The organism is Nocardioides sp. (genome assembly GCF_036274455.1).
Lineage (GTDB): Bacteria > Actinomycetota > Actinomycetes > Propionibacteriales > Nocardioidaceae > Nocardioides.
In genome coordinates this window covers 21181-48096 of the sequence record NZ_DASUFR010000046.1, presented here as the reverse complement: position 1 = coordinate 48096, position 26916 = coordinate 21181, and the positions used below count along the sequence as shown (strand labels likewise).

The following is a 26916-nucleotide window of genomic DNA, read 5'->3' as shown; positions in this document are numbered from 1 at the left end:
CTGGGTTGCACCACATCTCGGCGTCCTGGTGCAGAACCCGAGCTGGACGGCCGCGCCTGCGGGGCGGAGCTTGCTCCGCCCTTGCGGGCCTGCTACGCACGCGGCCGCCCACCCACGGATCCATCTCAGGAACCCGAAAGACCGGGTCGCTTCGCTCCCACAATCCCGTCACCTTCCGCGGGGATGCGTCGGTCAGCACTGATATCCATGTGACGTGCCCGAGCCGAACGACGATGAGCTGCTCCCCGGGCTGGCGCGCTCCCGAGTCCGGCCGACACGGCGGACCGCGCCGGCCGCGGAGCCGGTGGCTGAGGTCGACCCGGTCGTCCGGGTGCTGGTCGACGTACCCCTCGCCCACCTCGACCGGAGCTTCGACTACGCCGTCCCCGCCTCGATGGCCGACGGCGCCCGCCCCGGGGTCAGGGTCAAGGTGCGGTTCGCCGGGCGCGACGTGGACGGGTTCGTGCTCGAGCGTGCCGCGGCGAGTGACCACGAGGGCGAGCTGACGCCGCTGCGCCGGCTGGTGAGCCCTGAGCCGGTGCTGCTGCCGACGGTCTCCGCACTGGCCGCCGAGATCGCCGAGCGCTACGCCGGCACCCGGTCCGACGTGATCCGGCTGGCGGTGCCGGGCCGGCACGCCGCGACGGAGGCGAAGGACTCGCTGCCGCCGGCCCCGCCGCCGGCCTACGACTCCGCGGCCGCGGCGACCGCATGGTCCGACCACGGCCCGGCCGACGCCTTCCTCGGCCACCTGTCCGGAGGCGGTTCGCCGCGGGCGGTGTGGACCGCCGCGCCGGGCACCGACTGGCCGGTCCTCGTGGCCCACGCGGTCGCGGCGACGGTCGCCGGCGGTCGCGGCGCCCTCGTCGTCGTGCCCGACGGCAAGGACGTGGCCCGCGTCGATGCGGCCCTCACCTCGGTGCTCGGCCCCGACCAGCACGTGGTGCTCACCGCGGACGCCGGCCCGGCTCGGCGCTACCGCGACTTCCTCGCGGTCGCCCGCGGCCGGCGCCGGGTGGTGGTCGGCACCCGCGCGGCGGCGTTCGCCCCGGTGCACGGGCTCGGCCTGGTCGTCATCTGGGACGACGGCGACGACCTGCACGCAGAGCCGCGGGCGCCGTACCCCCACGCCCGGGAGACGCTGCTCACGCGTGCCGAGCGCGAGGCCGCGGCGGCGCTCGTGGGGGGCTTCGCGACGGCCGTCGAGGGCGACCAGCTCGTACGCTCGGGCTGGGCACACCGACTCGCTCCATCACGGGAGACGCTGCGGTCGCGGGTGACCGTGTCGGTGGCCGGGGCCGACGAGCGCGCCCTGGCCCGCGACCCGCTGGCTCGCGCCACCCGGGTGCCCACCGAGGTCCACCACGCCATCCGGGACGCGCTGGACCGCGGACCGGTGCTGGTGCAGACACCCCGGACCGGGTACGCCGCCGCGCTGGCCTGCGAGCGGTGCCGGACCCCGGCCCGCTGCGGGGTGTGCTCCGGCCCGCTCGCGCTGGGGTCGGCCACCGCACCCCCGACCTGCCGCTGGTGCGGCACCGGGCACGACGGCTGGGCCTGTCCCGAGTGCGGGCACCGCGGCCTCCGGGCGCCGGTCGTGGGGGAGACCCGCACCGCCGAGGAGCTGGGCCGGTCCTTCCCCGGCGCCGTGGTCCGCAGCTCCGGGGGTGACCGGGTGCTGGCTGCGGTCGACGGCGAACCGGCGATCGTCGTGGCGACGCCGGGCGCCGAGCCGGTGGCGGCCGGTGGCTACGCAGCGGTCGTCCTGCTCGATACCTGGCTGGTGCTCGGCCTGGCCCACCTGCGCGCGGCGGAGGAGGCGCTGCGCCGGTGGATGAACGCCGTGGCGCTGGTCCGGCCCGGTGGCCGTGCGGTCGTGGTCGGCGACCCGGCCCACCCGGCGGTCCAGGCGCTGGTCCGCTGGGACCCGTCGGGGTTCGCCGCCCGCGAGGCGGCCGAGCGCCGCGAGGCCCACCTCCCGCCCGCCTCCCGGCTGGCCACCATCACCGGCGAGCCGGGTGCCGTCGACGACGCGCTCACGCTGCTCGCGGCGCCCACCGGCTTCGAGCTGCTCGGGCCGGTGCCCACCGCTGACGGTGAGTCGCGCGCGGTCGTCCGCGTCCCGCGGGCGCACGGGGCCGAGCTCTCCCGCGCCCTCGGAGAGGTCCAGCGGGTGCGCTCGGCCCGCAAGCTCGACGCGGTGCGCATCCAGGTCGACCCACCGACCCTCTAGGTCATCGGACCGGTCCAACCGATCGGACCAAACCGACCGGACCGCCGGGATAGTCCCAGCCGTTCCCAACACGTTTCCCGCGCACGCCATGTTGGAAAGGTCTGGGACTATCCCGGCGGGGGCGGCCAGGAGAGCGACTTCCTAGACTTGCCGGGTGATGTCACCCCCATCAGCTCCGGGCTCTCCCGGCTTCGCGTTTCGGCCTCACGGCTCGCCGGGGACGCCGAGATGATCCAGCCGATCCGGCTCTTCGGCGACCCGGTGCTGCGACAGCGCGCGGTCGAGGTGGTCGACTTCGACAAGGAGCTCCGCAAGCTCGTCGAGGACCTCACGGACACGATGCTCGACGCACCCGGTGCGGGGCTCGCGGCGCCCCAGATCGGCGTGGGGCTGCGGGTGTTCACCTGGCACGTGGACGGCGAGACCGGTCACCTGGTCAACCCGGTGCTCGACCTGTCCGACGAGGAGCAGTTCGGCCCCGAGGGCTGCCTGTCCATCCCGGAGCTGTCCTTCGACTGTCGGCGGGCGTTGTCGGTGGTGGCCAAGGGGTTCGACATGCACGGCGAGCCGCTGACGATCGAGGGCTCGGAGCTGCTGGCCAGAGCGCTCCAGCACGAGACCGACCACCTCGACGGCGTCCTGTTCATCGACCGACTCGACGACGAGACCCGCAAGGCGGCCAAGAAGGCGATCCGCGAGGCGGAGTGGTTCGGGGCCGAGCCCCCGCGGGTCAAGGTCTCGCCGCACCCGACCGGGGGCCTGGGCCTTTGACCGCGCGGGCGGGCTCCTCGGCCGCTGTCGGGATCCCAGGCTCACCTGGGACCGCTGAGCCTCTCGGCCGTTGCAACGCCCCAGAAGTGCAGGGATCCCAGGTGCACCTGGGATCCCTCCACCGGCGCGTGGCTCCCCACCCATGAGAGTCGTCTTCGCCGGTACGCCGCAGGTGGCGCTGCCGAGCCTCCGGGCGATCGCCGGCTCCTCCCACGAGCTGGTCGGCGTGGTGACCCGCCCGGACGCGCCCGCCGGCCGCGGCCGCAGGCTCACCCCCAGCCCGGTCGCCGAGCTGGCGCGCGAGCTCGGCGTACCCGTGCTCACCCCCGAGCACCCGCGCGAGCCGGATTTCCAGGCCGCGCTGCGCGAGCTGGCGCCGGACTGCTGTGCGGTCGTCGCCTACGGCGCCCTGCTCCCGCAGAGCGCGCTCGACATCCCCCGGCACGGCTGGGTCAACCTCCACTTCTCGTGCCTGCCCGCGTGGCGTGGCGCGGCGCCGGTCCAGCACGCGATCTGGGCCGGCGACGAGGTCACCGGCGCCACCACCTTCCGCATCGTCAAGGAGATGGACGCCGGAGCGGTCTTCGGCGTGATGACCGAGCGGATCCGCGACACGGACACGGCCGGGGAGCTGCTGGCCCGCCTGGCGGAGGGTGGCGCCGGGCTCCTCGTCGCGACCCTCGACGGCATCGAGGACGGCAGCCTCGAGGCGCGGCCGCAGCCGGCCGAGGGCGTCAGCCTCGCGCCCAAGATCACCGTCGCCGACGCGGAGGTCGACTGGGCCGAGCCGGCAGCGGCCGTGGACCGCCGGATCCGGGCCTGCACGCCCGCTCCCGGCGCCTGGACGACGTACGACGGCACCCGGGTCAAGCTCGGGCCCGTGACGCACACCGACGAGCGGCTGGCCCCGGGCGAGCTCCGGGCCGGCAAGGCCGACGTGCTGGTGGGCACCGCCACCACCGCGGTCCGGCTCGGTGACGTCAAGGCGTTCGGCGCCCGCGAGATGCCCGCCGCCGACTGGGCGCGCGGGCTGCGGCTGCCGCCGGGGGCGCGGGTCGGTACACCCGGGGGGGTGTCCGGGGTCGAGTAGCGTTGGGTGACGTGACCAAGGCTCCCCACCGGGCCGCGACCCCCCAGGACGTCGACGAGATCTGCCTCAGCCTCCCCGAGGTCGAGCTCGGCACGTCGTGGGGCGACAACCTCACCTACAAGGTGCACGGCAAGGGCTTCCTCATGCACCGGCCGCCGGGCCGGACCGCGGTCGACCCTGCCACGGGTGAGTGGTACGCCGACCTCCTCGTCATCCAGGTGCCGAGCGAGAGCGAGAAGCGTGCCCTCGTCGAGGACGACTCGCTGCCGTTCTTCACCATCGACCACTTCAACGGCTACAACGCCGTGCTCGTGCAGCAGAGCCGGCTCGGCGAGATCAGCCGCGACGAGCTGGCGGAGATCATCACGGACGCCTGGCTGACCAAGGCTCCGAAGTCCCTGGCGAAAGCGATCATGACGCCGGGGCCAGTCGATGGCTGACCCGCAGCCGCGGCCCGACACCGGCGCGCCCCCCAGTGGTCCGGTCAGTGGTCCGGGCGCGGGCCGCAAGCTGGTGCTGGACCCGGCCCGCGCTGCCGCCCTCGACGTGCTGAAGGCGGTGCGGGTCGACGGTGCCTACACCAACCTCGTGCTCCCGGCCGCGATCCGGCACTACCACCTCGAGGGCCGGGACGCGGCGTTCGCCACCGAGCTGGCGTCGGGCACGATCCGCCGCCGGGGCACCTACGACGCGATCCTGGCCGCCTGCACCGACCGGCCGCTGTCGAAGGTCGAGGCGCGGGTGCTCGACGCGCTGCGGATCGGGACCCACCAGCTCCTCTCGATGCGGGTGCCAGACCACGCCGCGATCAGCACCACGGTCGACCTGGTGCGCGCGCGGGTGAACACCGGTGCCGGCAACTTCGTCAACGCCGTGCTGCGCGCGGTCAGCGAGCACGACCTCGACGAGTGGATCGAGAAGGTCACCCCCGACGCCCGCAGCTCGCCGACCCGGTACGCCGCGATCGCCTTCAGCCACCCGGAGTGGGTCGTGGACGAGCTCCGGGAGGCGGTGGGGCGCGAGGAGCTCCACGCCCTGCTCGCCGCGGACAACCACAACCCGCGGGTCACCCTGGTCGCTCGCCCGGGGCGAGCGCGCCGCGAGGAGCTGCCGGGAGAGCCGACGCCCTTCTCGCCGTACGGCGTCCTGCTGGACGGCGGCGACCCGGGAGCGGTGCCGGCGGTGGCCGAGGGCCGGGCGGCCGTCCAGGACGAGGGCTCGCAGCTGGTGGCCCTCGCCCTCGCCGAGGCGCCCCTCGAGGGCCGTGACGAGCTGTGGCTCGACCTCTGCGCGGGCCCGGGCGGCAAGTCCGGGTTGCTGGCGGCGCTCGCCGCGCAGCGGGGTGCCGCCCTCGTCTCCAGCGAACGGCTGCCCGCGCGCGCCCGGCTGGTGCGCCGCACGCTCATGACGGCGGACGGCCTCGCTCCGGGTGCTGTCGGGGTCGTGGCCGCGGACGGCGCGCTCGCGCCCTACCGGGCCGGATCCTTCGACCGGGTGCTCGTCGACGCTCCGTGCACCGGCCTGGGTGCCCTGCGCCGCCGTCCCGAGGCGCGCTGGCGGCGCAAGCCCGACGACCTGTTCACGCTGGTGATGCTGCAGCGGCAGCTGACCCGGGCGGCCCTCGACCTGGTGCGTCCCGGCGGCCTGGTCCTCTACTCGACCTGCTCGCCGGTCATGTCCGAGACCTCGAGCGTGGTCACCTCGGTCAACGGCGCCCGCATGGACGCCGAGCTGGCCGACCTCGGCCCACAGTTCTCCGGCGTACCCCGCTCGGAGGGCCCGGTGTCCGGCACCGTCCAGCTCTGGCCGCACCGGCACGGCACCGACGCCATGTTCATGGCGCTCTTCCGGCGATTGCCCTGACCTCGGGCTCTCAGTCCAGCACGTGCCGCAGGTGGCGGCCGGGCAGCTCCAGGTAGGCCTTCCGGCTAGCGTTTCGCCATGGCCCCGTCGTCCCCCTCGGTCGAGATCGAGGTCGACAACCGGGTGGTCCGGGTCACCAACCCGGACCGCGTCTACTTCCCCAAGAGCGGCGCCACCAAGCTCGACCTGGTCAACTACTACCTCGCGGTCGGGCCCGGGATCCTCAACGCGCTCCGCGAGCGGCCCTGCATGCTGCACCGATTCCCGAAGGGGCTGGCCGAGAAGAAGGTCCACCAGAAGCGGCTCCCCGCGGGCGCGCCCGAGTGGGTGGAGACCGTACAGCTCTACTTCCCGCGCTGGGGGCGCACCGCCGACGAGCTGTGCGTCACCGAGCTCGGCTCGGTGATCTGGGCGGTGCAGATGTCGACGGTCGAGTTCCACCCCTGGAACAGCAGGCGGGCCGACACCGAGAAGCCCGACGAGTGGCGGATCGACCTCGACCCGGGCGAGGAATGCACCTACGACACCGTCCAGCGGGTCGCGCACGGGGTCCACGAGGTGCTCGACGAGCTCGGCGCGGTCGGCTTCCCGAAGACCTCCGGCGGCAAGGGCATGCACGTCTACGTGCGGATCCACCCCGAGCATGGCTTCAAGGACGTACGCCGCGCGGCCCTGGCCTTCGCCCGCGAGGTCGAGCGGCGGGACCCCGGCGAGGTCACGACCGCCTGGTGGCGCAAGGACCGCGACCCCGAGAAGCTGTTCGTCGACTACAACCAGAACGCCCGCGACCACACCATCGCCGCGGCCTACTCCGTGCGCGGCCTGCCCGACGCCCCGGTCTCCACCCCGATCACCTGGGACGAGGTCGACGACGCCGACCCGCGCGACTTCACGATCTTCACCGTCCCGGAGCGCTTCGCCCGCCTCGGCGACCTGCACGAGGAGATCGACGAGCACGTCTACGACATCCGGCCGCTGCTCGAGTGGGCCGAGCGTGACGAGGCCGAGGGCGCCGAGCCGCCAGGAGCTCCACCGGGGGAGCCGGACGACGGCTGAAAACCCGGTGGGTGTCCGCGGGCGGCGCTGGTTAGGTTGGTCGCATGGCCGTCGTCGACATCGCGGACAAGCTCTCCCTGTTCTCCGAGCACTGGTCGCCCAAGGTGGTCGCGAAGCTCAACGACTACGAGATCAAGCTGGTGAAGATCAAGGGCGAGTTCGTCTGGCACACCCATGAGGACACCGACGAGCTGTTCCTCGTCATCGACGGGAGCCTGACCATCCAGCTCCGCGACGGTGATGTGACCCTCGGTCCCGGACAGCTGTACGTCGTTCCGCGCGGCGTCGAGCACTGCCCGATCGCCGAGGGAGACGTGAGCATGATGCTCATCGAGCCGGCGGGGGTCCCCAACACCGGCGACGCAGGTGGGGAGCGCACCGCCGAGCCCGACTACAACCTGCTCGACCCGCAGTAGTCCGCGGCGCCGAGGTCAGCCCTCGACGTGGGCCTTGAGCCCGTCGAGCATGCCCTGCCAGTTCGCGGAGAACTGCTCGGCCTGCTCCTCGCTCTCGTTGCCGTCCTGGGTGAGCTCGAGGCGGGTGCCGTCCCCGTCGGGCGTCAGCGTGTAGACGACGGTGTGGTAGTTCTCCGGTTCGTCGGGCCTGCCCATCATCGGGCTGTAGTGGGTCACCGACAGGACCCGCGGCTCGTCGTAGGTGAGCACCTCGCCCTTGTCCTGGTAGGGGCGGCCGTCGTACTCGCCCTCCCAGGTGATCGGGCTCCCGACCTCCCAGGTCGAGGTGACCTTCGACCCGTGCATGTACGCCGCGATCTGCGCCGGGTCGGTCAGCGCCTCCCACACCCGCTCGGGCGTAGCGGCGACGTCGGTCCGCGCGGTGGCTACGAAGCCGGCCATCCTGCTCATCTCCTCCGATTCATATGACTCACTCATACAATAACCGGATGGCCGCCGACCCACACCCCCGGCTGCACAACCTGCTGGCCGCGCTGGCCCTCAACCTCGGCGAGGAGACCACCGCGGCCCTCGAGCGTGCGTCCGGGCTGACCGGGGCCGCGGCGACGGGCCTGCTGGCGCTGGAGGAGTTCCTCGGGGACGCGCACGTGGGGCGGCTGGCCGACGTGCTCGGGCTGACCCACTCCGGCGCCGTACGCCTGGTGACCCAGCTCGAGCGGGAGGGGCTGGCGGTACGCCGCACCGGCGACGACCGGCGCAGGGTCGAGGTCCGGCTCACCGCCCGCGGCCGGGCGCGGGCCCGGGCGGCCCGCGAGGCGCGCGACGCGGTCGTCCGCCAGGCCACCGGCGGCCTCACCGGTGCCGAGGCCGACACGCTGGAAGTGCTGCTCGACAAGCTGGTCACGGCCCGGGTCGAGAGCCGGGTCGAGAGCCGGGTCGAGAGCCGGGTCGAGAGCAGGGTCGAGAGCAGGGCCGAGCGCCGGCGGGCCGGCGAGCCGGGCGGCTGGTGGTGCCGCACCTGCGACTTCGCCGCCTGCGGGCGCCCCGAGGGCCGCTGCCCTGCCCAGGTCACCGCGGCCCGGGTGTTCTCTGAATAGTCTGGAGGCGTGGGCATCCAGATCACCCCGAGCATCCTCAACAGCGACCTCTCGCGGCTCGCCGACGAGGTGGCCCGGATCGGGAGCGCGGACTGGGTGCACGTGGACGTGATGGACAACCACTTCGTGCCGAACCTGACCTTCGGGCCCACGATGCTCGAGTCGCTCAGCCGGCACACCGACATCCCGCTCGACGCCCACCTCATGATCGAGGACCCCGACCGCACCGCGATCGAGTACGTCGAGGCGGGCTGCGGCTCGGTCACCTTCCACGTGGAGGCGGCAGGAGCGCCGGTCCGGCTGGCCCGGGAGCTCCGGGCGCACGGCGCCCGCGCTGCCATGGCGCTGAAGCCCGCGACGCCGGTCGAGCCCTACGAGGAGCTGCTCCCCGAGCTCGACATGCTGCTGGTGATGACGGTCGAGCCGGGGTTCGGCGGCCAGAAGTTCCTCGACCTGTGCCTGCCCAAGATCCGCGCCGCTCGTCAGCTGATCGAGAAGCACGGCGTGGAGACCTGGCTCCAGGTCGACGGCGGCGTCTCGCTGGAGACGATCGAGCGGTGCGCCGAGGCGGGGGCCGACGTGTTCGTGGCGGGCTCGGCGGTCTACTCCGCCGACGACCCCGACCGCATGGTCCAGGAGCTCCGGGCGGTGGCGGAGGCGGCGTCTTCGGTCGAGTGACGCCAATGGGGTTTGCCGAGGGAGATCGGCACCTGGTGCCAGAAGACCTCGGCAAGGACCGGGGCCGCCGGATCTGCACCACGGATCCATGAGGAGGGCAGCCGGCCGACCATGTGGGCGGGATCACGGACGCCCTCACGCGGCGCCTGTGGCAGACTCGTGACGACGAGTTACCAAGCTCGCGTGCTCTGGGGTCGGTGAAATCCCGAACCGGCGGTGACTGGGCGAACTGCCCAGAAGTCCGCGACCCGGTCACAGCCAGTGACCGGTTGACCAGGTGCAACTCCTGGACCGACGGTCAAAGTCCGGATGGGAAGTGCACGCAGGCGGCCGCTCGCCCTCACCCGAGGTGAGGCGCGCAGCGCGCACGTCGTCGCCCCGGAGTCCGCGACCCGCGAGACACGAGGGGCCGGACGATGAGCTTCACCGCAGCCGAGCAGGCGGCGATGGCGCGCGCCCTCGAGCTGGCGGCCACCCCCGGCGTACCGCTCGGCCCCAACCCGCGAGTCGGCTGCGTGCTGCTCGACGACACCGGCGCGACCGTGGCCGAGGGTCACCACCGCGGCGCCGGGAGCCCGCACGCCGAGGCTGACGCCCTGGCCCGGGCGGGGGAGCGGGCGCGCGGTACGACAGCCGTCGTCACCCTCGAGCCCTGCGCCCACACCGGCCGGACCGGGCCGTGCGCGGTGGCGCTGCGCGACGCCGGCGTACGCCGGGTGATCTTCGCCCAGGCCGACCCCAACCCGGTCGCGACGGGCGGTGCCGCGCTGCTGCGCGAGGGTGGGGTCGACGTCGAGTCGGGGCTGATGCTGGACGAGGCGCGCGCCCTCAACCGGGTGTGGACCTGGGCGGTCGAGCACGGCCGGCCGTTCGTGACCTGGAAGTTCGCGACCACGCTCGACGGCCGCAGCGCGGCCCCGGACGGCACCAGCCGCTGGATCTCCTCGCGCGCGGCCCGGCTGGACACCCACCGGCTGCGCGCCCTCTGCGACGTGATGCTGGTCGGGGCCAACACCGTCGCGGTCGACGACCCGCAGCTCACGGTGCGTGACGAGCACGACCGGCCCCTGCCGCGCGAGCGCCAGCCGCTGCGCGTGGTGATGGGCGAGCGCGACCTACCTGCAACGAGGCGGGTCTTCGACGACCTCGCCGAGACCGTGCACCTGCGCACCCGCGACCCCGAGACCGCGCTCAAGACGCTGTTCGCACGCGACCGGCAGCACGTCTTCCTCGAGGGCGGGCCGACCCTCGCCGCGGCGTTCGTCGGCGCGGGGCTGGTCGACGAGATCGTCACCTATGTCGCGCCGATGCTGCTCGGCGCCGGCCGGCATGCCGTGGCCGACCTCGCAATCACCACCATCGCCGACGCGTTGCGTCCCGTGGTCACCGACGTGACCGTGCTGGACGGGCTCGACGGCGAGGAACCCAACGTCCGCATCACCATGAAGCCAGAAGGGGACCACTGATGTTCACCGGCATCGTCGAGGAGCTCGGCACCATCGCCGGGGTCGAGGACCAAGGTGACGCGATCCGGCTCACCATCCACGCCCAGCACGTGCTGGCCGATGCCGGGCTGGGCGACTCCATCGCCGTCAACGGCTGCTGCCTGACCGTGGCCGACCGCGACGGCGACACCTGGACCGCCGACGTCATGCAGGAGACGCTCGACAAGACCAGCCTGGCCGGCGTACGTCCCGGCGACCGCGTCAACCTCGAGCGCGCGGTCACGCCGACCACCCGGCTCGGCGGCCACATCGTCCAGGGGCACGTCGACGGCGTGGGCACGATCGTCTCGCGCACCCCCAGCGAGCACTGGGAGGTCGTTGACGTCTCCATGCCCACCCACCTGTCCCGCTACCTGGTCGACAAGGGCTCGATCACCGTCGACGGCGTCAGCCTGACGGTCGTGGAGGCCCGCGACGACGGCTTCACCGTCTCGCTGATCCCTGAGACCCTCGCCCGCACCACGCTGGGCAGCCGCCGGCCCGGCGACCGGGTCAACCTCGAGGTGGACGTCCTCGCCAAGCACGTGGAGAAGCTGCTCCAGCACGGGGCGGACCGGGAGGTCGTGGCATGAGTGTCAAGCACCAGTACGCCGGGGTCCGGATGGACTCCATCGAACGGGCCGTCGCCGACATCGCGGCCGGCAGGGCGGTCATCGTGGTCGACGACGAGAGCCGCGAGAACGAGGGCGACATCATCTTCGCGGCCAGCAAGGCGACACCGGAGCTGATGGCGTTCACGATCCGGCACAGCAGCGGCGTGATCTGCGTGCCGATGCCCGGCGACATGCTCGACCGGCTCGAGATCCCGCTGATGACGCCGCACAACAAGGACCGGATGCGGACGGCGTACACGATCTCGGTCGACTCCAGGGACGGCGTGACCACGGGCATCTCGGCGGCCGACCGCTCGCACACGGTGCGCGTCCTCGCCGACTCGGCGACCGAGCCGTGGGAGATCACCCGTCCGGGCCACGTCTTCCCGCTGCGCTACCGCGAGGGCGGCGTGCTGGCGCGGCGCGGCCACACCGAGGCCGCCGTCGACCTCGTCCGGCTCGCCGGCCTCACCCCGGTGGGGGTCCTGGTGGAGCTGGTCAACGACGACGGCACCATGAAGCGCGCGCCCGAGCTGCGGGAGTTCGCCGACGAGCACGGCCTGGCGCTGGTCTCGATCGAGGACCTGGTCCGCTGGCGGCGCCGCAACGAGGTGCTGGTCGACCGGGTGGCCGAGACCCGGCTGCCGACCCGGCACGGCGACTTCACGGCCTACGGCTACACGATCGCCGTGGACGACTCCGAGCACGTGGCGCTCGTCTACGGCGACCTCTCCGGTGACGAGCCGGTGCTCACCCGGGTGCACTCCGAGTGCCTGACCGGCGACGTGTTCGGCAGCGACCGCTGTGACTGCGGCCCGCAGCTCAACGAGGCCATGGACCGGATCGTCGAGGAGGGCCGAGGCGTGCTGGTCTACCTGCGCGGCCACGAGGGCCGCGGGATCGGGCTGGTCGCCAAGCTGCAGGCCTACCAGCTGCAGGACGGCGGCCGCGACACCGTCGACGCCAACCTCGACCTCGGGCTGCCGGCCGACGCACGCCACTACGGCGCCGCGACGCAGATCCTCAAGGACCTCGGGGTCGACACCGTGCGGCTGATGACCAACAACCCCGACAAGGTGACCAGCCTCGAGGAGTACGGCATCACCGTGGCCGAGCGGGTGCCGCTGACCCCGCACCCCAACGACCACAACCTGGCCTACCTGCTCACCAAGCGGGACCGGATGGGCCACGTGCTGCCCGACCTCGACGGGCACCTCCAGGAGGCCCGGTGAGCGGCGAGGGGGCGGCCGCGGTCGAGCCGTTCGACGCCTCCGGCCTGCGCGTCGCGGTGGTGGCCGCGAGCTGGCACACCCCGGTGATGGACGGGCTGCTGGCCGGCGCATCCCGGGCGTGCGCCGACTTCGAGGTCGAGCCGTCGGTCGTGCGGGTGCCGGGGACCTTCGAGCTGCCGGTGGTGGCCTCGGCGCTGGCCCAGCAGGGCTGCGACGCGGTGGTCGCGCTCGGCGTGGTGATCCGCGGTGGCACTCCGCACTTCGACTTCGTCTGCAACGCCGCCACCGACGGGCTCACCCGGGTCGCCCTCGACCACACGGTGGCGGTGGGCTTCGGGGTGCTGACCTGCGACACCGAGCAGCAGGCGCTCGACCGCGCCGGGCTCGACGGCTCTCAGGAGGACAAGGGCTACGAGGCGACCGCGGCCGCGCTCGCCACGGCCCGGACGCTGGGCCGGCTGCGGGACCGGCTGCGGAGCGACGTCAGCTCGGGCTGAGCCACTCGTCCTTCAGCATCGCGTACATCATCCCGTCCATCCACTCGCCGTTGCGGTGCAGCGAGTCCTGCTTCGTGTGCTGCTCGCGGCGCATACCCAGCCGTTCCAGCAGCCGCCGCGAGGGAAGGTTGTCGGCGAAGAGCTGGGCGATCACCCGGCGTACTCCGATCTCCACGAAGGCGATCTCCAGCAGCGCCCGGACGGCCTCCGTGGCGACCCCCCGCCCACCGTACGCCGGATCCAGGGTGTAGCCGATCTCCGCCTCGGTCCCCACCGCCTGCTCCTTGACCTCGGTCTGCGCCCAGGCGTCCTGCACCCGGAGCATCAGGTCGCCGACCACGACGCCGTCCAGCTCGATGATGAGCGTGTCCGCCAGCCGGTCGCCGAAGCCGGCCTCCCAGGCTGCGAGGTCCGTGGTCTGCGAGGTGATCCACTCCGCGACCTCGGGCAGGGAGCGGAAGGCGTACGTCGCGGCAGCGTCCCGCTGCTCGGCCGGCCGGATCGTCAGCCGCTCGGTGGTCACTGGCCAGTCGAGGTCGGCGATGCTGCGGCTCACCCGCCCATCCTGACCGGTCCACGCACGGGCGGGCGAGCGGGTTCCGGTCGCCCGCCAACTAGGCTGACCGGTCGTGAAGACGTTCGAGGAGCTCTGGAGCGAGCTCTCCGAGAAGGCTCGCACCCGTCCCGACGGGTCCGGCACCGTGCGCGAGCTCGACGCCGGCGTGCACGCGATCGGCAAGAAGCTGGTCGAGGAGGCATCGGAGGCCTGGATGGCGGCCGAGCACGAGGGCAAGGAGCGCGCGGCCGAGGAGATCAGCCAGCTGCTCTACCACGCCCAGGTGCTGATGCTGGCCACCGGCATCGAGCTCGACGACGTCTACGCACACCTCTAGGAAGCCGCCGTGTCCCTCCTCCGCATCGCCGTCCCCAACAAGGGGTCGCTGGCCCAGTCCGCGGCCGACATCCTGCGCGAGTCCGGCTACCGCCAGCGCGACGACGCCAAGCAGCTCACCCTCACCGACGCCGAGAACGGCGTCGAGTTCTTCTACCTGCGCCCGCGCGACATCGCGCTCTACGTCGGTGAGGGCACTCTCGACGTGGGAATCACCGGCCGCGACCTCCTCAGTGACTCCGGGGCCAAGGCCGAGGAGGTGCTCTCGCTGGGATTCGGGCGGAGCCGGTTCCGCTTCGCCGGCCCGATCGGGACCTACACCGACCTCTCGGAGCTGGCCGGGACCCGGATCGCGACGTCGTACGTCGGTGTGGTGAGTGCGTTCCTGGAGGAGCGCGGCGTCGAGGCCGAGGTGGTCCGTCTCGACGGTGCGGTCGAGACGTCGATCCAGCTGGGCGTTGCCGACGTGATCGCCGACGTGGTCGAGACCGGGAGCACGCTGCGTCAGGCGGGGCTCGAGGTGTTCGGCGAGACGATCCTGGAGTCCGAGGCGGTGCTGGTCACGCGCTCGGGCGACGTACCCCCGGGGTTCGAGGTCTTCCGGCGGCGCATCGAGGGCGTCCTCGTCGCGCGGGCCTACGTGATGATGGACTACGACATCGAGCAGGCCAGGGTGACCGAGGCGGTGGCGCTCACGCCCGGCATCGAGGGACCGACCATCGCGCCGCTGCACCGGGAGGGCTGGGTGGCGGTGCGGGCGATGGTGCCGCGCGACGGCGCCCAGCGGCTGATGGACGAGCTCTACGAGATCGGTGCCCGCGGCATCCTGCTCACCGACATCCATGCCTGCCGACTCTGAGCCTTCGGCCGACCTGCCCCCGCTGCCGCGCACCTGGCGGCCGCTGGGGCCGCGGGTGGTCGGCATCGCGGTCACCTTCGCGCTGGTCGCGGTGGTGGCCGCCGGGTGGTTCGGCTTCGACCCCGAGGACCGGGCCAGGTTCACGTGGTTCCAGCGCGGCACGCTCATCTTCTTCGGGCTGCTCTACCTGGCCCTGATGTTCGCGCTGATCCGCTCGCGCGCGGTGGCCTACGCCGACCGGCTGGTGGTGGTCAACGGCTACCGCCGCCACGAGTTCGCCTGGCCCCAGATCGTCGCCGCCCGGCTGCCACCCGGTGCGCCGTGGGTGACCCTCGACCTCGCCGACGGCGAGACCGCCTCGGTGATGGGCATCCAGGGCTCCGACGGCGCCCGCGCCCGCACCGCCCTCCGCGAGCTCAAGGCCCTGGTCGAGGCCGGCTCCGCCCCCTGACCCCGCCGACTCGCGGTCAGTCGAGGGCGCGGATGCCCCACGAGGCGGAGAAGTCCTGGCCGGGTTCCAGCCAGATCAGGTCCTCACCAGAGCGGAAGGCGTCGGCCTGGGCGGTCATGGGCTCGACGGCGAGGGCGCGGCGATGGCCGCTCGGGTCCTCGTCGGCGGTGAAGACCATCAGCCACGGGTGGGCTTCGTCCACCCACAGGGCCACGGCATCGCCGGAGTCGGGGTTGCGGAGCTCGACGGTGGCGCGGCCGGCGGCGTCGCGGGTCAGGTCGGTGAAGGCGTGGTCGACCACGGTGTCGCGCAGTGGGCGGGCGACCCGGAAGTCGAACGCCGTCCCCTCGACGGGCTCCGACCCGGTCGGCAGCTTCCGCTCCGGGTCGGACAGCGTCCGGGTCGCGGCGGGCAGCGTCAGCTCCCAGCCGTCGCACGGGCCGGGCCCGACGGTGAGGTAGGGGTGCGCGCCGTGGGCGTACGGCGCGGCATGCCCGCACACGTTGGTGGCGGACTGGGTCACCGTGAGCCCGTCGGCACTCACGTCGTAGACCACCTGCAGGTCGAGGGTCCACGGGTAGCCGCTCTGCGCCATCAGCCGGCAGCGCAGCTCGACCGACCGAGTGGTGTGCTCCTCGAGGCTCCAGGCCACCCAGCGGACCAGCCCGTGCGAGGCGTTGTGCCGTGCCGGTTCGCTCAGCGGCAGCTGCAGCTGCCGGTCGCCGACGGCGTACCGACCGTCCCGGATCCGGTTCGGCCACGGCACCAGCAGCTGGCCCCGGCCGCCCGAGGCCATCTCGTCCTCGGCGAAGCCGTCGACCAGCGGCCGGCGCTCGTGCTCGAGGAGCCGCAGGCTGCCGCCGCACTCGGTGACCACGGCCCGGTAGCCACTGGCCGAGATCTCGAACTGCTCGCCGCTCGGTGCCACCACGCGGGTCACCGTAGCCGTCGTGAGGGTGTGGTCAAGGTGACACGACCAGGACCATGATCCGAACCATGGCTGGGGAGTACGTGCTGGGCCACGATGCCGAGGAGCTGGCTCGACTCGACGGACAGGCGAAGGCGCTCGAGCCGCCCACCCGGCTCGCGATGATGATGGCCGGCATCCAGCAGGGCATGCGAGTCCTGGATCTGGGGACGGGCACCGGTGAGGTCGCGCTGCTGCTCGCCGAGGCGGTCGGACCCGACGGATCGGTGCTCGGCGTCGACCAGTCGGCCGAGGTCCTGGAGTACGCCGCGGCCAAGTGCCGCGACCGCGGCGTGACCAACGTCCGGTTCGTCCAGGCCGAGATCCCGTCGTACGTGCCCGACGAGGCCATCGACGCGGTCGTGGGCCGGCTGGTGCACTCCTACCTCCCGGACCCCGTGGCGACGGTGCGCCGCCTGCTCGGCGCACTCGAGCGCGGCGGTGTCTACCTGGCCCTCGAGTACGACACCAACGCCGTCCGCTCGGACCCGCCGACCCCGCTGGTCGAGCACGGACGCGACCTCGTCAACGCCGCCTTCGCTGCCGCGGGCACGCCGCAGACCATCGGGCCGCACCTCGGCGGCCTCCTCCGGGAGGCCGGTGCGGCCGATGCGCGCGTCCTCGGGCTGCAGGGGTACGCCGGACCGGACGACGCCAGCGGCCCGCCCATGCTCTCCGCCGTGGTCCGTGGCCTGGCTCCGGCGCTGGAGAAGTACGGGATCGCCGACGTGGCCGCGCTGCGGCTCGACACCTTCGAGGAGCGGCTCACCGCCGAGGTGAGGGAGGCCGGGGCCGTGCTGGTGCTCCCGACCCTCGTCGCCGGCTGGGGCCACGCAGGCTGACAACTCAGGGCTGGGACCGGACTCGTACGTCGGCGCGCTCGGCGGTGCGTTGCGCCGCGAAGAGGCCGACCTCGTCGCGCATCCAGGCCCGCCAGCGGCCCTCCATCGCCGAGCCGTCCCGTTCGAGGCCGCGCCGGAGCCGGACGTCGTCGTCCGCCTCGACCCAGACGAGCACCGTGACCAGGTCGGCGATCAGCGGGTTCCCCGCACCGACACCCTCGATCACCAGCCACGGAGCGGGCGGCACCTCGACGGTCCGGTCGAACCGCCCCGCGTGCCAGTCGTAGTGCCGGTAGCTGCCCGCCACGCCACCCGCCAGCGGCTCCACGATCGTGAGGAGCTGCGGCCCGGTGCCGGCCATGCCGTCCCACCCGTCCATCAGGTCGTCCATGTGCACGACCTGGGCGCCGGTCAGCTCGGCGACGGCTCTGGCCAGCGTGGTCTTGCCGGAGCCCGCGGGGCCGTCGATCGCGACCAGCCGGCCCGAGCCGAGCGTGGGTGGTCGCGACTCGGCGAGCGCCACCACCTCAGAAGGCGAGCCCGTGGCCACGGTAGGTCAGGACCTCGTCGGTGAACGCGGCCCCGGAGAGGAGCCGGACGGTGTTGGTGTGCTCGAACAGCTCGCCGGCCTTGGCGTGCCGGAACCACACGAGGTCGCCGACCGCCAGCAGCGCGGCCGGGTGGCCGGTGAGCGGGGTCTGGACCTCGCCGGCGCCCTCGAGCCCGGTCAGGTGCAGCCCGGCCGGTGCCCACGGCGTCGGCAGCCGGTCCTTGCCGATCGGCCCGGAGGCCACCAGTCCGCCGCCGTGCACGGTCGCGACCTGCGGCGACGGGCGGCGGGTCACCGGGAGCCCGAAGAACGCCGCCGGCCGGGCGTCGAAGGACTGGTAGTGGTCGAACAGCGTGGGGGTCAGCAGGCCGGAGCCCGCGGCCACCTCGGTCACCACGCGGTCGGCCGTCGTGGCCTCCACCGAGCCGGTGCCGCCGGCGTTCCAGAACTCCAGCTCGACCCCGGCCGACCGGAGTGCATCGGCGACCTCGCGGCGGCGCACCGCGAGCTGGCTCATCGAGAGCGACTTGATCCGGCGTACGACGGCCGACCTGGCGCGCTGCGACGGCACGTCGTCCTGGACGCCGGCGACCTGGCCCTCGTAGGTCATCGCACCGACCAGCCGGAAGCCGGGCCGGCGCTCGATGTCGCGCGCCAGCTGCAACACCTCGTCGGCGTCGTGGAGCGGGGAGCGCTTGGGCCCGACGTGCTGGCCGCCCATCCGCAGCCCGGCGTCCACGTCGATCGCCACTTGCACCGGTACGGCGTGGGACGCGCGCACCGAGTCGACGACGTCGAGGTGGGCCAGGTCGTCGACCATCAGCGTGATGTGCGCGGCCGCGGACGGCGATGCGACCAGCCGGGCCAGGGCGCCCCGGTCGACGGTCGGGTAGGCGACGACCACGTCGTCGGTGACGCCCTGCTCCTCGAGCCACAGGGCCTCGGCCAGGGTGAAGCCGAGCACGCCCTGGAAGCCGTCGCGGGCGAGCACCCGGCGCAGCAGCGCGGGCACCCGCACCGACTTGGACGCGACCCGGATCGGGGTGCCGCCGGCCCGGCGGACCAGGTCGTCGGCGTTGGCGTCGAAGGCGTCGAGGTCGATCACCATCAGCGGCGTCGCCAGCGGCTCCTCGTGGGCCTTCACGGCGTCGTTGAGCCGCGCCCAGAGCCGGTTGCGCTCGAGGCTGCCCGCGTGGGAGGTCACGTGATCCCGCGCTTGCGCAGGAGCGCCTCGATCTCGGCGAGCTCCGGGTCGGCGAGGATCGGGTCGGACTTCTGACCCTTCCCCTTGCCCACCTGCTTGGGTGCGGCCTTCGCCGTCGCCGCCTTGTCGTCGGCCCCGCGGTTGGCCACGAACCCGGCCACCACGAAGCACACGACCGAGACGCCGCCCAGCATGATCCCGAGCCAGGTGGCGGGGCTGAACGCCAGGTTGAGCGCCCAGTCACCGATCGCGCTGCCGATCCGGGTGACCATCTGCAGGGTGTCGGTGAGGAGCAGCGCCACCGGGATCAGTGTGAACCCCACTCCGCGCAGCCCGGCCACGAAGCCGCGGCTGCGGAAGGCGAACCACGTGTAGATCCCGCCCAGCACCGTGAGGCTGAGCGTGAGTGCTCCCCAGGCGGCTTGGTCCACGCAGCCAGCCTACGGTGGTGCTCATGGACCAGGACCACGGCGGAGCGCGGCTGCTCGCCGGCGCCGGGGCACCCGATGACACGGGTGAGCCGGACCCGGCGCTGTCGGCCGCCCTGGCGGCGTACGCCGAGGACCCGGGCCGCGAGCCCGAGGTGCTGGCGGCACTGCCCGGGGCCCGGCTGCTGGTGCCCGTGGTCGCCGAGCTCGGGGAGTCCGAGACCGGGCCCGACGGGCTGGTCATTGACAAGTCGGCCGAGATGGCGACGGTCCTGATGCGGGGCGCCGACGGGCGGCTGGCGCTGCTGGCCTTCACCGGGCTGGACGCACTCCACAGCTGGGACCCGGACGCTCGGCCGGTCCCGGTCCCCGCCAGCACGGCGGCGCTGGCGGCGCTCCAGGACGGCGCCGACGCGCTGTTGATCGACGTGGCGGGGCCGGTGCCGTACGCGGTTTCAATTGGCTCGGCGCCGGAATAGTCGGTTACCATCGGGCGTTGACCGATCTGTGCTCCTAGGAGCACCGATCTCAAGCGGATGACAGCGGCCCCCGGGCCGACTGGACTCCCACCCGCACCGACCGCCCAGCTGCACAGGTCGTCGGGTCAGGTCCAAGGGTAGGTCCGTCCCTGGTCGGGACGGGCGTCCACTGGCCTCCGCTTGCGACGCGGAGGCCTTCTGCATTTCGTGGAGAGCCTCCCAGCCCAGTCACCAACCAGCAGGAGGACTCATCAGCACCGAGCTTCGTATCAACGACCGGATCCGGGTACCCGAGGTGCGCCTCGTGGGGCCCAACGGCGAGACCGTGGGCATCGTCCCCACGGACCAGGCGCTCAAGCTCGCCCAGGAAGCCGACCTCGACCTCGTCGAGATCGCCCCGCAGGGCAAGCCCCCGGTCTGCAAGCTCATGGACTACGGGAAGTTCAAGTACGAGAACGCCCAGAAGGCCCGTGAGGCCCGCCGGAACCAGACCAACGTGGTCATCAAGGAGATGAAGCTTCGTCCCAAGATCGACCAGCACGACTACGAGACCAAGAAGGGTCACGTGGTCCGGTTCCTGAAGTCCGGCGACAAGGTCAAGATCACGATCATGTTCCGCGGTCGCGAGCAGCACCGCCCCGAGCTCGGGTTCCGGCTGCTGCAGAGGCTGGCGGAGGACGTCAACGAGCTCGGCTTCGTCGAGTCGGCGCCCAAGCAGGACGGCCGCAACATGATCATGGTGCTCGGCCCGCACAAGAAGAAGGCCGAGGCCAAGGTCGACGCCCAGGCCGCCAAGGAGGAGCGCATGGCATCACGCGCCGCCGAGGAGGCCGAGGAGCGCGAGGAGCGCGCCGCGGCCCGTGCCGCAGGCCCCGTGGCACAGAAGAAGGTCCGTGGTCGCTCGGAGAACCTCGACCCGGAGATCGAGGCCTAGGCCTCATTCCCAGCCCCGCCGCCGTACACCACGAGCGGACGTACGACGTACGAGGAGAGAGACATGCCCAAGAACAAGACCCACTCGGGTGCCAGCAAGCGGTTCAAGGTGACCGGCACCGGCAAGATCCGCCGCCTCCAGGCCGGCCGGAAGTCCGGTGCTGCGTTCGCCTCCGCCCCGACCACCGGTAGCCGCAAGAAGCACCGCCGCAACCAGGGGATGGTCGAGCTGGAGAAGGCCGACGTCAAGCGCGCCAAGAAGATGCTGGGCCTCTGAGCCTGCCCCCGACCCGAGACACGAAGATTTCCCCGAGGAGCACTGAGAAGACATGGCACGCGTCAAGCGGGCAGTGAACGCCCAGAAGAAGCGCCGGACCACCCTCGAGCGCGCCAGCGGCTACCGCGGCCAGCGCTCGCGGCTCTACCGCAAGGCCAAGGAGCAGGTCACCCACTCGCTGGTCTACAGCTACAACGACCGGCGCAAGAACAAGGGCAACTTCCGCCGCCTGTGGATCCAGCGGATCAACGCGGCCGCCCGCGCCCAGGGGATCACCTACAACCGGTTCATCCAGGGGCTCGGCCTGGCCGGCGTCGAGGTGGACCGCAAGATCCTGGCCGACCTGGCCGTAAACGACATCGCGGCGTTCAACGCCCTCGTCGAGGTGGCCAAGGCCGCCCTGCCGGAGGACGTCAACGCGCCCAAGGCCGAGGCCTCCGCCTGATCACCCCACGAAAGCCTGCCCGGAGCGCGCTACGCGCGGGAGGGGCATGCTTCCGCGGGGACCCCGAAAAAACGTGACACCCCTCAAGGCGAGCAACGCTCGCCTGAAGGACGTACGTCGGCTCAGCCGCCGCTCGGTTCGTACCGAGCGGCGGCTGTTCCTTGCCGACGGCCCGAAGGCCGTCGAGGCGGCGCTGGCCGCCGGGTGCGTCGAGGAGGTCTTCCTCCGCGCAGGTGCCGAACCGCCCGCCCCGCCCGCCGACGTGCGGGTCACCGTGGTCGAGGACCGCGCGCTCGAGCTGCTCTCGGACGCCGTCACGCCGGCGGGGGTCGTCGCGCTGTGCCGGTTCGTCGACGTACCCGTCGCCGAGGCACTGTCCGGCGCGCGCCTGGTGGCCGTCTGCGCCGACGTCCGCGACCCCGGCAACGCCGGCACAGTCATCCGGTGTGCCGACGCGGCCGGCGCCGACGCCGTGGTGCTCGCCGGCCACTCGGTGGATCTCTACAACCCCAAGACGCTGCGCGCGAGCGTGGGCAGCGCCTTCCACCTGCCGGTTGCCGTCGAGCCGTCGGCTGCGGCGGCCGTCCAGGCGGCCGGAGCGGCCGGGCTGACGGTGCTCGCCGCCGACGGCGCCGGCGAGGTCGGGCTGTACGACGCCCCGCTGGGCGGCCCGACCGCGTGGCTGTTCGGCAACGAGGCCTGGGGGCTGCCCGACGACCTGGCCGCGCTGGCCGACCACCGGGTCGCGATCCCGATCCACGGCCGCGCCGAGAGTCTCAACCTCTCGACCGCGGCCGTGCTGTGCCTCTACGAGTCGGCCCGCGCGCAGCGTTCCTGACCGGGGCTTGGCCCGGGCCACGCTTCATGTGCGCGGTGATGCCCGGCCCGGCCGGCCCGTCGACGGTTGCCGCGGATCGTTATGAGGCCGTGACCGGACGTGACAGGCTGACGCCATGCCGAACCGCCCAGCGCAGGTCGTCGTGGACGCGCTGCCGGACGGTGTGGTCCTGGCCGGCGCGGACGGGCGGGTCACGGCGATCTCTAGCGTCGCGGCGGCGATGCTCGGCGTGGACCGCGACTTCGTCGGCCGGCCGCTGGCGGAGGTGCTCGCGCTCCGCGACCAGGACGGCAACGCGTGGGTGAGCCACAACCGGCCCTACGAGGGCCTGTCGACCCGGACGGCGGTTCCCGAGCAGTCCTGGCTGCTCCCGAACGGCGAGGAGGCGCTGGTGGCCGCCAGGATCCACCGGACGGCGCTCCACGAGCCGGTCTCGGAGGTCGCGGTCACGATCCGGTCCGGCCGCGGGCGGGCCCGGCTCGACCGGGAGCGTTCCGACCTGGTCGCCACCGTCGCCCACGAGCTGCGCTCGCCGCTGACGGGCGTGAAGGGGTTCGTCCAGGCGCTGCTCAACCGCTGGGACCGGCTCAACGACGAGCAGAAGAAGCTGATGCTCACCACGGTCGCCGCCGACTCCGACCGGCTCACCCGGCTGATCGCGGAGCTGCTGGATGTGGCCCGGATCGACACCGGCCGGCTCCAGCTCCACCCGCGGCCAAGTGACGCCGCCATACTCACCCGCCGCATCGTCGACTCGGTGTCGGAGGGCACCGCCCGGACGATCAGCGTCGAGGTCGAGGGCGAGCTGCCCGAGATCCATGCCGACCCGGACAAGTTCACCCAGGTCGTCACCAACCTGGTCGAGAACGCCGTCCGCCACGGCGAGGGCGTCGTCCGCGTGATGCTGGCGCCGCTGGGACCCGGCGAGCTCGGCGACCAGCCCGGTGTCCGGATCACCGTGGACGACGAGGGCGAGGGCATCCCCGTCGAGATGCGGCGCCGGGTCTTCACCAAGTTCTGGAAGGGCGGCAAGCGCGGCGGCTCCGGCCTCGGCCTCTACATCGTCGGCGGACTGACCAAGGTGCACGGTGGGACGATCGTGATCGATGACGCCCCCGGCGGTGGAGCGCGGATCCAGGTGGCCTGGCCGTCGGCGGTGCCCGAGCTGTAGGCCCACCGGACATCCGGCTGTTGTGGCCCATCCGTGGGTGCCCGCGCGCCTACCGGATCGCGTCTCGCCGTCAGCGACCTCGCCGGGTTTGCGGAAGGGAATCGGCACCTGGTGCCAGAGATCCTCGGCAAAGCCGGCCTCAGCGGCTAGAGCCGGAAATCCTGCACAGAACCTTCACGAGTCCCACCCCCGTTCCACGCCGCTCCGCTCCTACCGTGAGTCCGTGCAGGAAGCCGTGCCCCGCCGGGTCCTCGTGGTCGAGGACGAGCCGGTCATCAACGACGCGGTCGCCGAGCGGCTGCGCGCCGAGGGCTTCCTCGTCGACCAGGCGTACGACGGACCGGGTGCGGTCGCGAAGGCCACCGAGCTCGAGCCCGACGTCGTGGTGCTCGACGTCATGCTGCCGGGGTACGACGGCCACGAGGTGTGCCGCCGGATCCAGGCCACCAGGCCGGTGCCGGTGCTGATGCTCACCGCCCGCGACGACGAGGCCGACGTCCTGGTCGGCCTGGCCGTGGGAGCCGACGACTACCTGACCAAGCCGTTCCGGATGCGCGAGGTCGTGGCCCGGGTCCGGGCCCTGCTCCGGCGCGTCGACCGGGCCGCCGAGCTGGCCGCCCGCCCGACCGCGCGGCTGGTGGTGGGCGACCTGGTCGTCGACACCGGCACCCGGCGGGTGACCGTCGGCGACACCGAGGTGAGGCTGACCCCCACGGAGTTCGACCTGCTCGCCCGGCTGGCGGCCGCACCGGGCGAGGTGCTGACCCGCGAGCACCTGCTGGCCGAGGTCTGGGACTGGCCCGACGCCTCGGGCACCAGGACCGTCGACAGCCACGTCCGCGCGCTCCGTGCCAAGGTCGGAGCCCACCGGGTGCGGACGGTGCACGGCGTCGGCTACGCGCTCGAGGCGGGCTCGTGACCTCTCCGCTGCAGCCGGTCAGGTCGATCAAGGTCAAGCTCGGCCTGCTGGTCGCGGCCAGCGTCGTGGTCGCGGCCGTGGTCGGCATGCTGGCCGCCGACGCCCGCGTGCCCGTGCTGCTCGCCGTACCGGTGACCGTCGCGCTGGCGCTCGGCGTGACCCAGCTGCTCGCGGTCGGCATGACCTCGGCACTGCGCGAGATGACCGAGGCCACCCGGCGGATGGCGCGCGGCGACTACCGAGGCCGGGTGCGGGCCGACGCCTCCGACGAGATCGGCGAGCTGGCCCGGGCGTTCAACCAGATGGCCGCCGAGCTCGCCGCCGTCGACCGGGAGCAACGAGAGCTGGTCGCCACGGTCTCCCACGAGCTGCGCACCCCGCTGGCCGCGCTCATCGCGACCCTCGAGAACCTCGCCGACGGCGTGCGGCCCGCCGACCCCCGCAGCCTCGGCCGGGCCGTGGACCAGGCCCAACGGCTGGGCGACCTGGTCGGAGACCTGCTCGAGCTGTCCCGCGTCGAAGCCGGCGTGGCGGCCTTGCGCCTCGACGACGTCGCGGTGGAGCAGCTGGTCGACGAGGTCGTGGCCGACCTGGTCCCCACCGGCCGCGCGGTGCGCTTCGACGTGGAGATCCCCGAAGGCTTGGAGGTCTGCGCCGACCGGACCAGGCTGCGCCAGCTGCTCACCAACGTGCTCGACAACGCCGTGCGGCACAGCCCCGAGGGCGGCCATGTCTCGGTCCGGGCCGGCGTCGTGGGGGACCGGTGGCAGCTCGACGTCGCCGACCAGGGCCCCGGCGTACCGCCCGAGGATCGTGAGCGCGCCTTCGAGCGGTTCGGGACCCTCACCGCGCCCGACCCCGGCAGCCAGGGCACCGGCGGCACCGGGCTCGGTCTGGCCATAGCCCGCTGGGTGGCCGGGCTGCACGGGGGCACGGTCCGGTTCCTCGACCCGCCCGGTGCGACCGGAGCGCTCCTCCGCGTCGACCTGCCCCTCAGCCCGCCCGTCACGACCCTCAGCCCGACTCAGCGCGAGGAGGCCACAGTGCCTGAGAACACCCCGCTCCCGCCGCCCCCCGCCGCCCCGCCGAGCTTCCAGCCGGCACCACCGGGGACCGCGGTGCTGGCGACCCCGGTGCTCGACCCGTTGTTCGGCCGGTTCTGGCCGGACACCGCCGCCGCGCGTCAGGGCGTCGTTCTCGCCGCCGCCGGGGTCGGCGTCCTCGCCGGGCTGGTGCTCCCCGACCACGCCGCCGGCCTCGCCGTGTTCGTGGTGTCGGTCGCCGCCGGGCTCACCACGGCGTACGCCGCAGCGCATCGCCGGGACCTGTTCACGCTGACCTGCCTGGTGCTGGCCGGGCTGTGCACGCTGCCGATCCTCCTGCTCGACGCGACCTGGATCGGCGCGCTGTGCCTGCTCGCCGGCGCCAGCGCGGTGATCGCCGGGGTGTGCCGCGCCCGCCGGTTCCACGAGTTCCTGCTCGCCGGCGTCTCGTGGCCGCTCGCCGGCATCCGCGACCTGCCCTGGCTGGGCCGCACGCTGCGCACCCTCACCGGCCACGGGAGCGCGCCGCGGGTCCTGGTCACGGCCCTGTGGTCCGGCCTGGTGCTGCTCGTGTTCGGGCTGCTGTTCGTGTCCGCCGACGCCGTCGTGGCCAGCTGGGTCGACGCCGTGCTGCCGGACATCAGCGTCGACTCGATCGTGCTGCGGGTCTTCATCGCCGTCGCCGTGGCCGCCGCGACCCTCGGGGCGGCCTACGTCGCACTCAACCCGCCGGACGTGCAGGTGCTGGGGTCGGGCCGGGCCCGGTCGGTGGCGCACCGCTACGAGTGGCTGGTGCCGGTGCTGCTGGTCGACGCGGTCTTCACGGTCTTCGTCGCCGCCCAGCTGAGCGTGCTGTTCGGTGGCCACGACTACGTGCAGCGGACCACCGGGCTGACCTACGCCGACTACGTGCACCAGGGTTTCGGCCAGCTCACCGTGGCCACGCTCCTGACCTTCCTCGTCGTCTGGGCCGCGGCGCACTGGGCCGGTGACACCCGTGCCGACCGGCTCTGGCTGCGCGGCTCGCTCGGCCTGCTGTGCGGGCTCACGATGGTCGTGGTCGGCTCGGCCCTGCACCGGATGCACCTCTACCAGCAGGCCTACGGCTTCACGAGGCTCCGGCTCTTCGTCGACGTCTTCGAGGGCTGGCTCGGCCTGCTGGTCGTCGCCGTCGCGGTGGCGGGGCTGGTGACCTGGGGTGTGTGGGTGCCGCGCTTCGCGCTGGTCACCGGTGTCGTCGGCCTGCTCGGGCTCGCGGTCATCAACCCGGACGCCTGGATCGCCCAGCGCAACCTGGACCGGTACGCCGACACCGGGCGGGTCGACTGGTCCTACCTCCGCAACCTCTCCGCCGACGCCGTACCGCTCTTCGAGGACGAGAGCGCGGCCGTGATCTCGTGCGGCATGCCTCGCTACTGGTCGCAGGACGACGACTGGCTGAGCTGGAACCTCGGCCGCAGCCGGGCGACCTCGGCCGTCGACGACGGCCCGAGCGACCTGGCCGCGGCCCTGGACGCGACCTCTGATGACCAACTGGCGGGTTGTGCGGAGGACTCCTGACCCAGCCGGCCGCCGTCCACGACCGCT

At 73.1% G+C, this 26916-nt stretch carries 31 protein-coding genes and 1 riboswitch; of the genes, 25 read left to right on the top strand and 6 right to left on the bottom strand.

All coding sequences use genetic code 11. The annotated features are described in order from the left end of the window. The first annotated feature begins 214 nt into the window (after positions 1 to 214). The 7 genes from VFV89_RS04500 (at position 215) to VFV89_RS04470 (ending at position 7429) form a co-directional block, all read left to right on the top strand. Entirely contained in the window at positions 215 to 2233 is a 2019-nt protein-coding gene (locus tag VFV89_RS04500; RefSeq protein ID WP_329704708.1) for a primosomal protein N', read from the top strand. Between the two features lie 228 nt (positions 2234 to 2461). Continuing rightward, positions 2462 to 3004: a peptide deformylase gene (gene def / locus VFV89_RS04495; RefSeq protein WP_329704707.1), complete on the top strand. Its 543-nt coding sequence runs from the start codon at positions 2462 to 2464 to the stop codon at positions 3002 to 3004. Between the two features lie 142 nt (positions 3005 to 3146). After that, complete coding sequence (fmt, locus tag VFV89_RS04490; protein WP_329704706.1) at positions 3147 to 4094, top strand: methionyl-tRNA formyltransferase; 948 nt, start codon at positions 3147 to 3149, stop codon at positions 4092 to 4094. Between the two features lie 11 nt (positions 4095 to 4105). Beyond that, positions 4106 to 4534, top strand: coding sequence for an MmcQ/YjbR family DNA-binding protein (locus VFV89_RS04485; protein WP_329704705.1), 429 nt, complete (start codon positions 4106 to 4108; stop codon positions 4532 to 4534). Next, on the top strand, positions 4527 to 5957 hold the full coding sequence (locus tag VFV89_RS04480; protein WP_329704704.1) for an RsmB/NOP family class I SAM-dependent RNA methyltransferase: 1431 nt from the start codon (positions 4527 to 4529) through the stop codon (positions 5955 to 5957). The genes VFV89_RS04485 and VFV89_RS04480 overlap by 8 nt, the downstream gene beginning before the upstream one ends. Before the next feature lie 78 nt (positions 5958 to 6035). Next, positions 6036 to 7013: a non-homologous end-joining DNA ligase gene (gene ligD / locus VFV89_RS04475; RefSeq protein WP_329704703.1), complete on the top strand. Its 978-nt coding sequence runs from the start codon at positions 6036 to 6038 to the stop codon at positions 7011 to 7013. Between the two features lie 44 nt (positions 7014 to 7057). Continuing rightward, a complete protein-coding gene (locus VFV89_RS04470) occupies positions 7058 to 7429 on the top strand; it encodes a cupin domain-containing protein (RefSeq protein WP_329704702.1) in 372 nt (123 codons plus the stop codon). 15 nt (positions 7430 to 7444) lie between these two features. Here the strand turns inward: VFV89_RS04470 and VFV89_RS04465 are convergent, their stop codons facing one another. Then, entirely contained in the window at positions 7445 to 7870 is a 426-nt protein-coding gene (locus tag VFV89_RS04465; protein WP_329704701.1) for an SRPBCC domain-containing protein, read from the bottom strand. Positions 7871 to 7917: 47 nt separating this feature from the next. On the opposite strand from VFV89_RS04465, the gene VFV89_RS04460 reads away from it, so the two are divergent. The 6 genes from VFV89_RS04460 to ribH all read left to right on the top strand — a co-directional run bounded on the left by VFV89_RS04460 (position 7918) and on the right by ribH (position 13031). Beyond that, positions 7918 to 8526, top strand: a complete 609-nt coding sequence (locus VFV89_RS04460; RefSeq protein ID WP_329704700.1) for a MarR family winged helix-turn-helix transcriptional regulator — start codon at positions 7918 to 7920, stop codon at positions 8524 to 8526. A gap of 9 nt (positions 8527 to 8535) precedes the next feature. Beyond that, positions 8536 to 9204 (top strand): ribulose-phosphate 3-epimerase, encoded by a 669-nt coding sequence (gene rpe, locus VFV89_RS04455; RefSeq protein ID WP_329704699.1) that lies wholly within the window; start codon positions 8536 to 8538, stop codon positions 9202 to 9204. A 179-nt stretch (positions 9205 to 9383) separates the two neighbouring features. Beyond that, positions 9384 to 9530, top strand: a riboswitch (FMN riboswitch). Positions 9531 to 9620: 90 nt separating this feature from the next. After that, the gene (gene ribD, locus VFV89_RS04450; RefSeq protein WP_329704698.1) at positions 9621 to 10670 is read left to right on the top strand and encodes a bifunctional diaminohydroxyphosphoribosylaminopyrimidine deaminase/5-amino-6-(5-phosphoribosylamino)uracil reductase RibD; all 1050 of its coding nucleotides are present in this window, start codon (positions 9621 to 9623) and stop codon (positions 10668 to 10670) included. Then, positions 10670 to 11281, top strand: coding sequence for a riboflavin synthase (locus tag VFV89_RS04445; protein ID WP_329704697.1), 612 nt, complete (start codon positions 10670 to 10672; stop codon positions 11279 to 11281). The genes ribD and VFV89_RS04445 overlap by 1 nt, the downstream gene beginning before the upstream one ends. Beyond that, positions 11278 to 12534, top strand: coding sequence for a bifunctional 3,4-dihydroxy-2-butanone-4-phosphate synthase/GTP cyclohydrolase II (locus VFV89_RS04440; RefSeq protein WP_329704696.1), 1257 nt, complete (start codon positions 11278 to 11280; stop codon positions 12532 to 12534). Before VFV89_RS04445 ends, VFV89_RS04440 begins: the two co-directional genes overlap by 4 nt. Further along, positions 12531 to 13031: a 6,7-dimethyl-8-ribityllumazine synthase gene (gene ribH, locus VFV89_RS04435; RefSeq protein ID WP_329704695.1), complete on the top strand. Its 501-nt coding sequence runs from the start codon at positions 12531 to 12533 to the stop codon at positions 13029 to 13031. The genes VFV89_RS04440 and ribH overlap by 4 nt, the downstream gene beginning before the upstream one ends. Here ribH and VFV89_RS04430 read toward each other — a convergent pair. Further along, the gene (locus VFV89_RS04430) at positions 13018 to 13587 is read right to left on the bottom strand and encodes a GNAT family protein (RefSeq protein ID WP_329704694.1); all 570 of its coding nucleotides are present in this window, start codon (positions 13585 to 13587) and stop codon (positions 13018 to 13020) included. The two genes, ribH and VFV89_RS04430, sit on opposite strands and share 14 nt — an antisense overlap. Before the next feature lie 73 nt (positions 13588 to 13660). On the opposite strand from VFV89_RS04430, the gene VFV89_RS04425 reads away from it, so the two are divergent. Genes VFV89_RS04425 through VFV89_RS04415 form a run of 3 tightly spaced genes read left to right on the top strand, consistent with a single transcriptional unit; the run spans position 13661 to position 15233 of the window. Beyond that, positions 13661 to 13924 carry a phosphoribosyl-ATP diphosphatase gene (locus VFV89_RS04425; RefSeq protein ID WP_329704693.1) on the top strand — a complete coding sequence of 88 codons (264 nt, stop codon included), beginning with the start codon at positions 13661 to 13663 and terminating at the stop codon, positions 13922 to 13924. A gap of 9 nt (positions 13925 to 13933) precedes the next feature. Then, on the top strand, positions 13934 to 14782 hold the full coding sequence (hisG, locus tag VFV89_RS04420) for an ATP phosphoribosyltransferase (protein ID WP_329704692.1): 849 nt from the start codon (positions 13934 to 13936) through the stop codon (positions 14780 to 14782). Then, entirely contained in the window at positions 14766 to 15233 is a 468-nt protein-coding gene (locus tag VFV89_RS04415; protein WP_329704691.1) for a PH domain-containing protein, read from the top strand. Before hisG ends, VFV89_RS04415 begins: the two co-directional genes overlap by 17 nt. Before the next feature lie 16 nt (positions 15234 to 15249). Here the strand turns inward: VFV89_RS04415 and VFV89_RS04410 are convergent, their stop codons facing one another. Then, positions 15250 to 16164 (bottom strand): aldose 1-epimerase family protein, encoded by a 915-nt coding sequence (locus VFV89_RS04410; RefSeq protein WP_329704690.1) that lies wholly within the window; start codon positions 16162 to 16164, stop codon positions 15250 to 15252. Between the two features lie 65 nt (positions 16165 to 16229). Here VFV89_RS04410 and VFV89_RS04405 point away from each other — a divergent pair, with 65 nt between their 5' ends. Beyond that, complete coding sequence (locus VFV89_RS04405; RefSeq protein ID WP_329704689.1) at positions 16230 to 17042, top strand: class I SAM-dependent methyltransferase; 813 nt, start codon at positions 16230 to 16232, stop codon at positions 17040 to 17042. A 4-nt stretch (positions 17043 to 17046) separates the two neighbouring features. On the opposite strand, the gene VFV89_RS04400 is transcribed toward VFV89_RS04405, so the two are convergent. Genes VFV89_RS04400 through VFV89_RS04390 form a run of 3 tightly spaced genes read right to left on the bottom strand, consistent with a single transcriptional unit; the run spans position 17047 to position 19227 of the window. Then, on the bottom strand, positions 17047 to 17568 hold the full coding sequence (locus tag VFV89_RS04400) for a 4-amino-4-deoxy-L-arabinose transferase (RefSeq protein ID WP_329704688.1): 522 nt from the start codon (positions 17566 to 17568) through the stop codon (positions 17047 to 17049). 1 nt (position 17569) lies between these two features. Beyond that, complete coding sequence (locus VFV89_RS04395) at positions 17570 to 18796, bottom strand: amino acid deaminase/aldolase (protein WP_329704687.1); 1227 nt, start codon at positions 18794 to 18796, stop codon at positions 17570 to 17572. Continuing rightward, positions 18793 to 19227, bottom strand: a complete 435-nt coding sequence (locus tag VFV89_RS04390; RefSeq protein ID WP_329704686.1) for a hypothetical protein — start codon at positions 19225 to 19227, stop codon at positions 18793 to 18795. The genes VFV89_RS04395 and VFV89_RS04390 overlap by 4 nt, the downstream gene beginning before the upstream one ends. Positions 19228 to 19250: 23 nt before the next feature. On the opposite strand from VFV89_RS04390, the gene VFV89_RS04385 reads away from it, so the two are divergent. The 8 genes from VFV89_RS04385 (at position 19251) to VFV89_RS04350 (ending at position 26889) form a co-directional block, all read left to right on the top strand. Further along, positions 19251 to 19703 carry an SseB family protein gene (locus VFV89_RS04385; protein WP_329704685.1) on the top strand — a complete coding sequence of 151 codons (453 nt, stop codon included), beginning with the start codon at positions 19251 to 19253 and terminating at the stop codon, positions 19701 to 19703. Between the two features lie 304 nt (positions 19704 to 20007). Further along, the gene (gene infC / locus VFV89_RS04380; RefSeq protein ID WP_414690347.1) at positions 20008 to 20637 is read left to right on the top strand and encodes a translation initiation factor IF-3; all 630 of its coding nucleotides are present in this window, start codon (positions 20008 to 20010) and stop codon (positions 20635 to 20637) included. Positions 20638 to 20700: 63 nt separating this feature from the next. After that, the gene (locus tag VFV89_RS04375; protein WP_329704684.1) at positions 20701 to 20913 is read left to right on the top strand and encodes a bL35 family ribosomal protein; all 213 of its coding nucleotides are present in this window, start codon (positions 20701 to 20703) and stop codon (positions 20911 to 20913) included. A gap of 52 nt (positions 20914 to 20965) precedes the next feature. Next, entirely contained in the window at positions 20966 to 21358 is a 393-nt protein-coding gene (gene rplT, locus VFV89_RS04370; RefSeq protein ID WP_329704683.1) for a 50S ribosomal protein L20, read from the top strand. 73 nt (positions 21359 to 21431) lie between these two features. Then, positions 21432 to 22196, top strand: a complete 765-nt coding sequence (locus tag VFV89_RS04365; protein WP_329704682.1) for an RNA methyltransferase — start codon at positions 21432 to 21434, stop codon at positions 22194 to 22196. A gap of 115 nt (positions 22197 to 22311) precedes the next feature. After that, the gene (locus tag VFV89_RS04360) at positions 22312 to 23367 is read left to right on the top strand and encodes an ATP-binding protein (RefSeq protein WP_329704681.1); all 1056 of its coding nucleotides are present in this window, start codon (positions 22312 to 22314) and stop codon (positions 23365 to 23367) included. 223 nt (positions 23368 to 23590) lie between these two features. Beyond that, entirely contained in the window at positions 23591 to 24286 is a 696-nt protein-coding gene (locus VFV89_RS04355; protein ID WP_329704680.1) for a response regulator transcription factor, read from the top strand. Beyond that, a complete protein-coding gene (locus tag VFV89_RS04350; RefSeq protein WP_329704679.1) occupies positions 24283 to 26889 on the top strand; it encodes a DUF4153 domain-containing protein in 2607 nt (868 codons plus the stop codon). Before VFV89_RS04355 ends, VFV89_RS04350 begins: the two co-directional genes overlap by 4 nt. Positions 26890 to 26916: the final 27 nt, after the last annotated feature.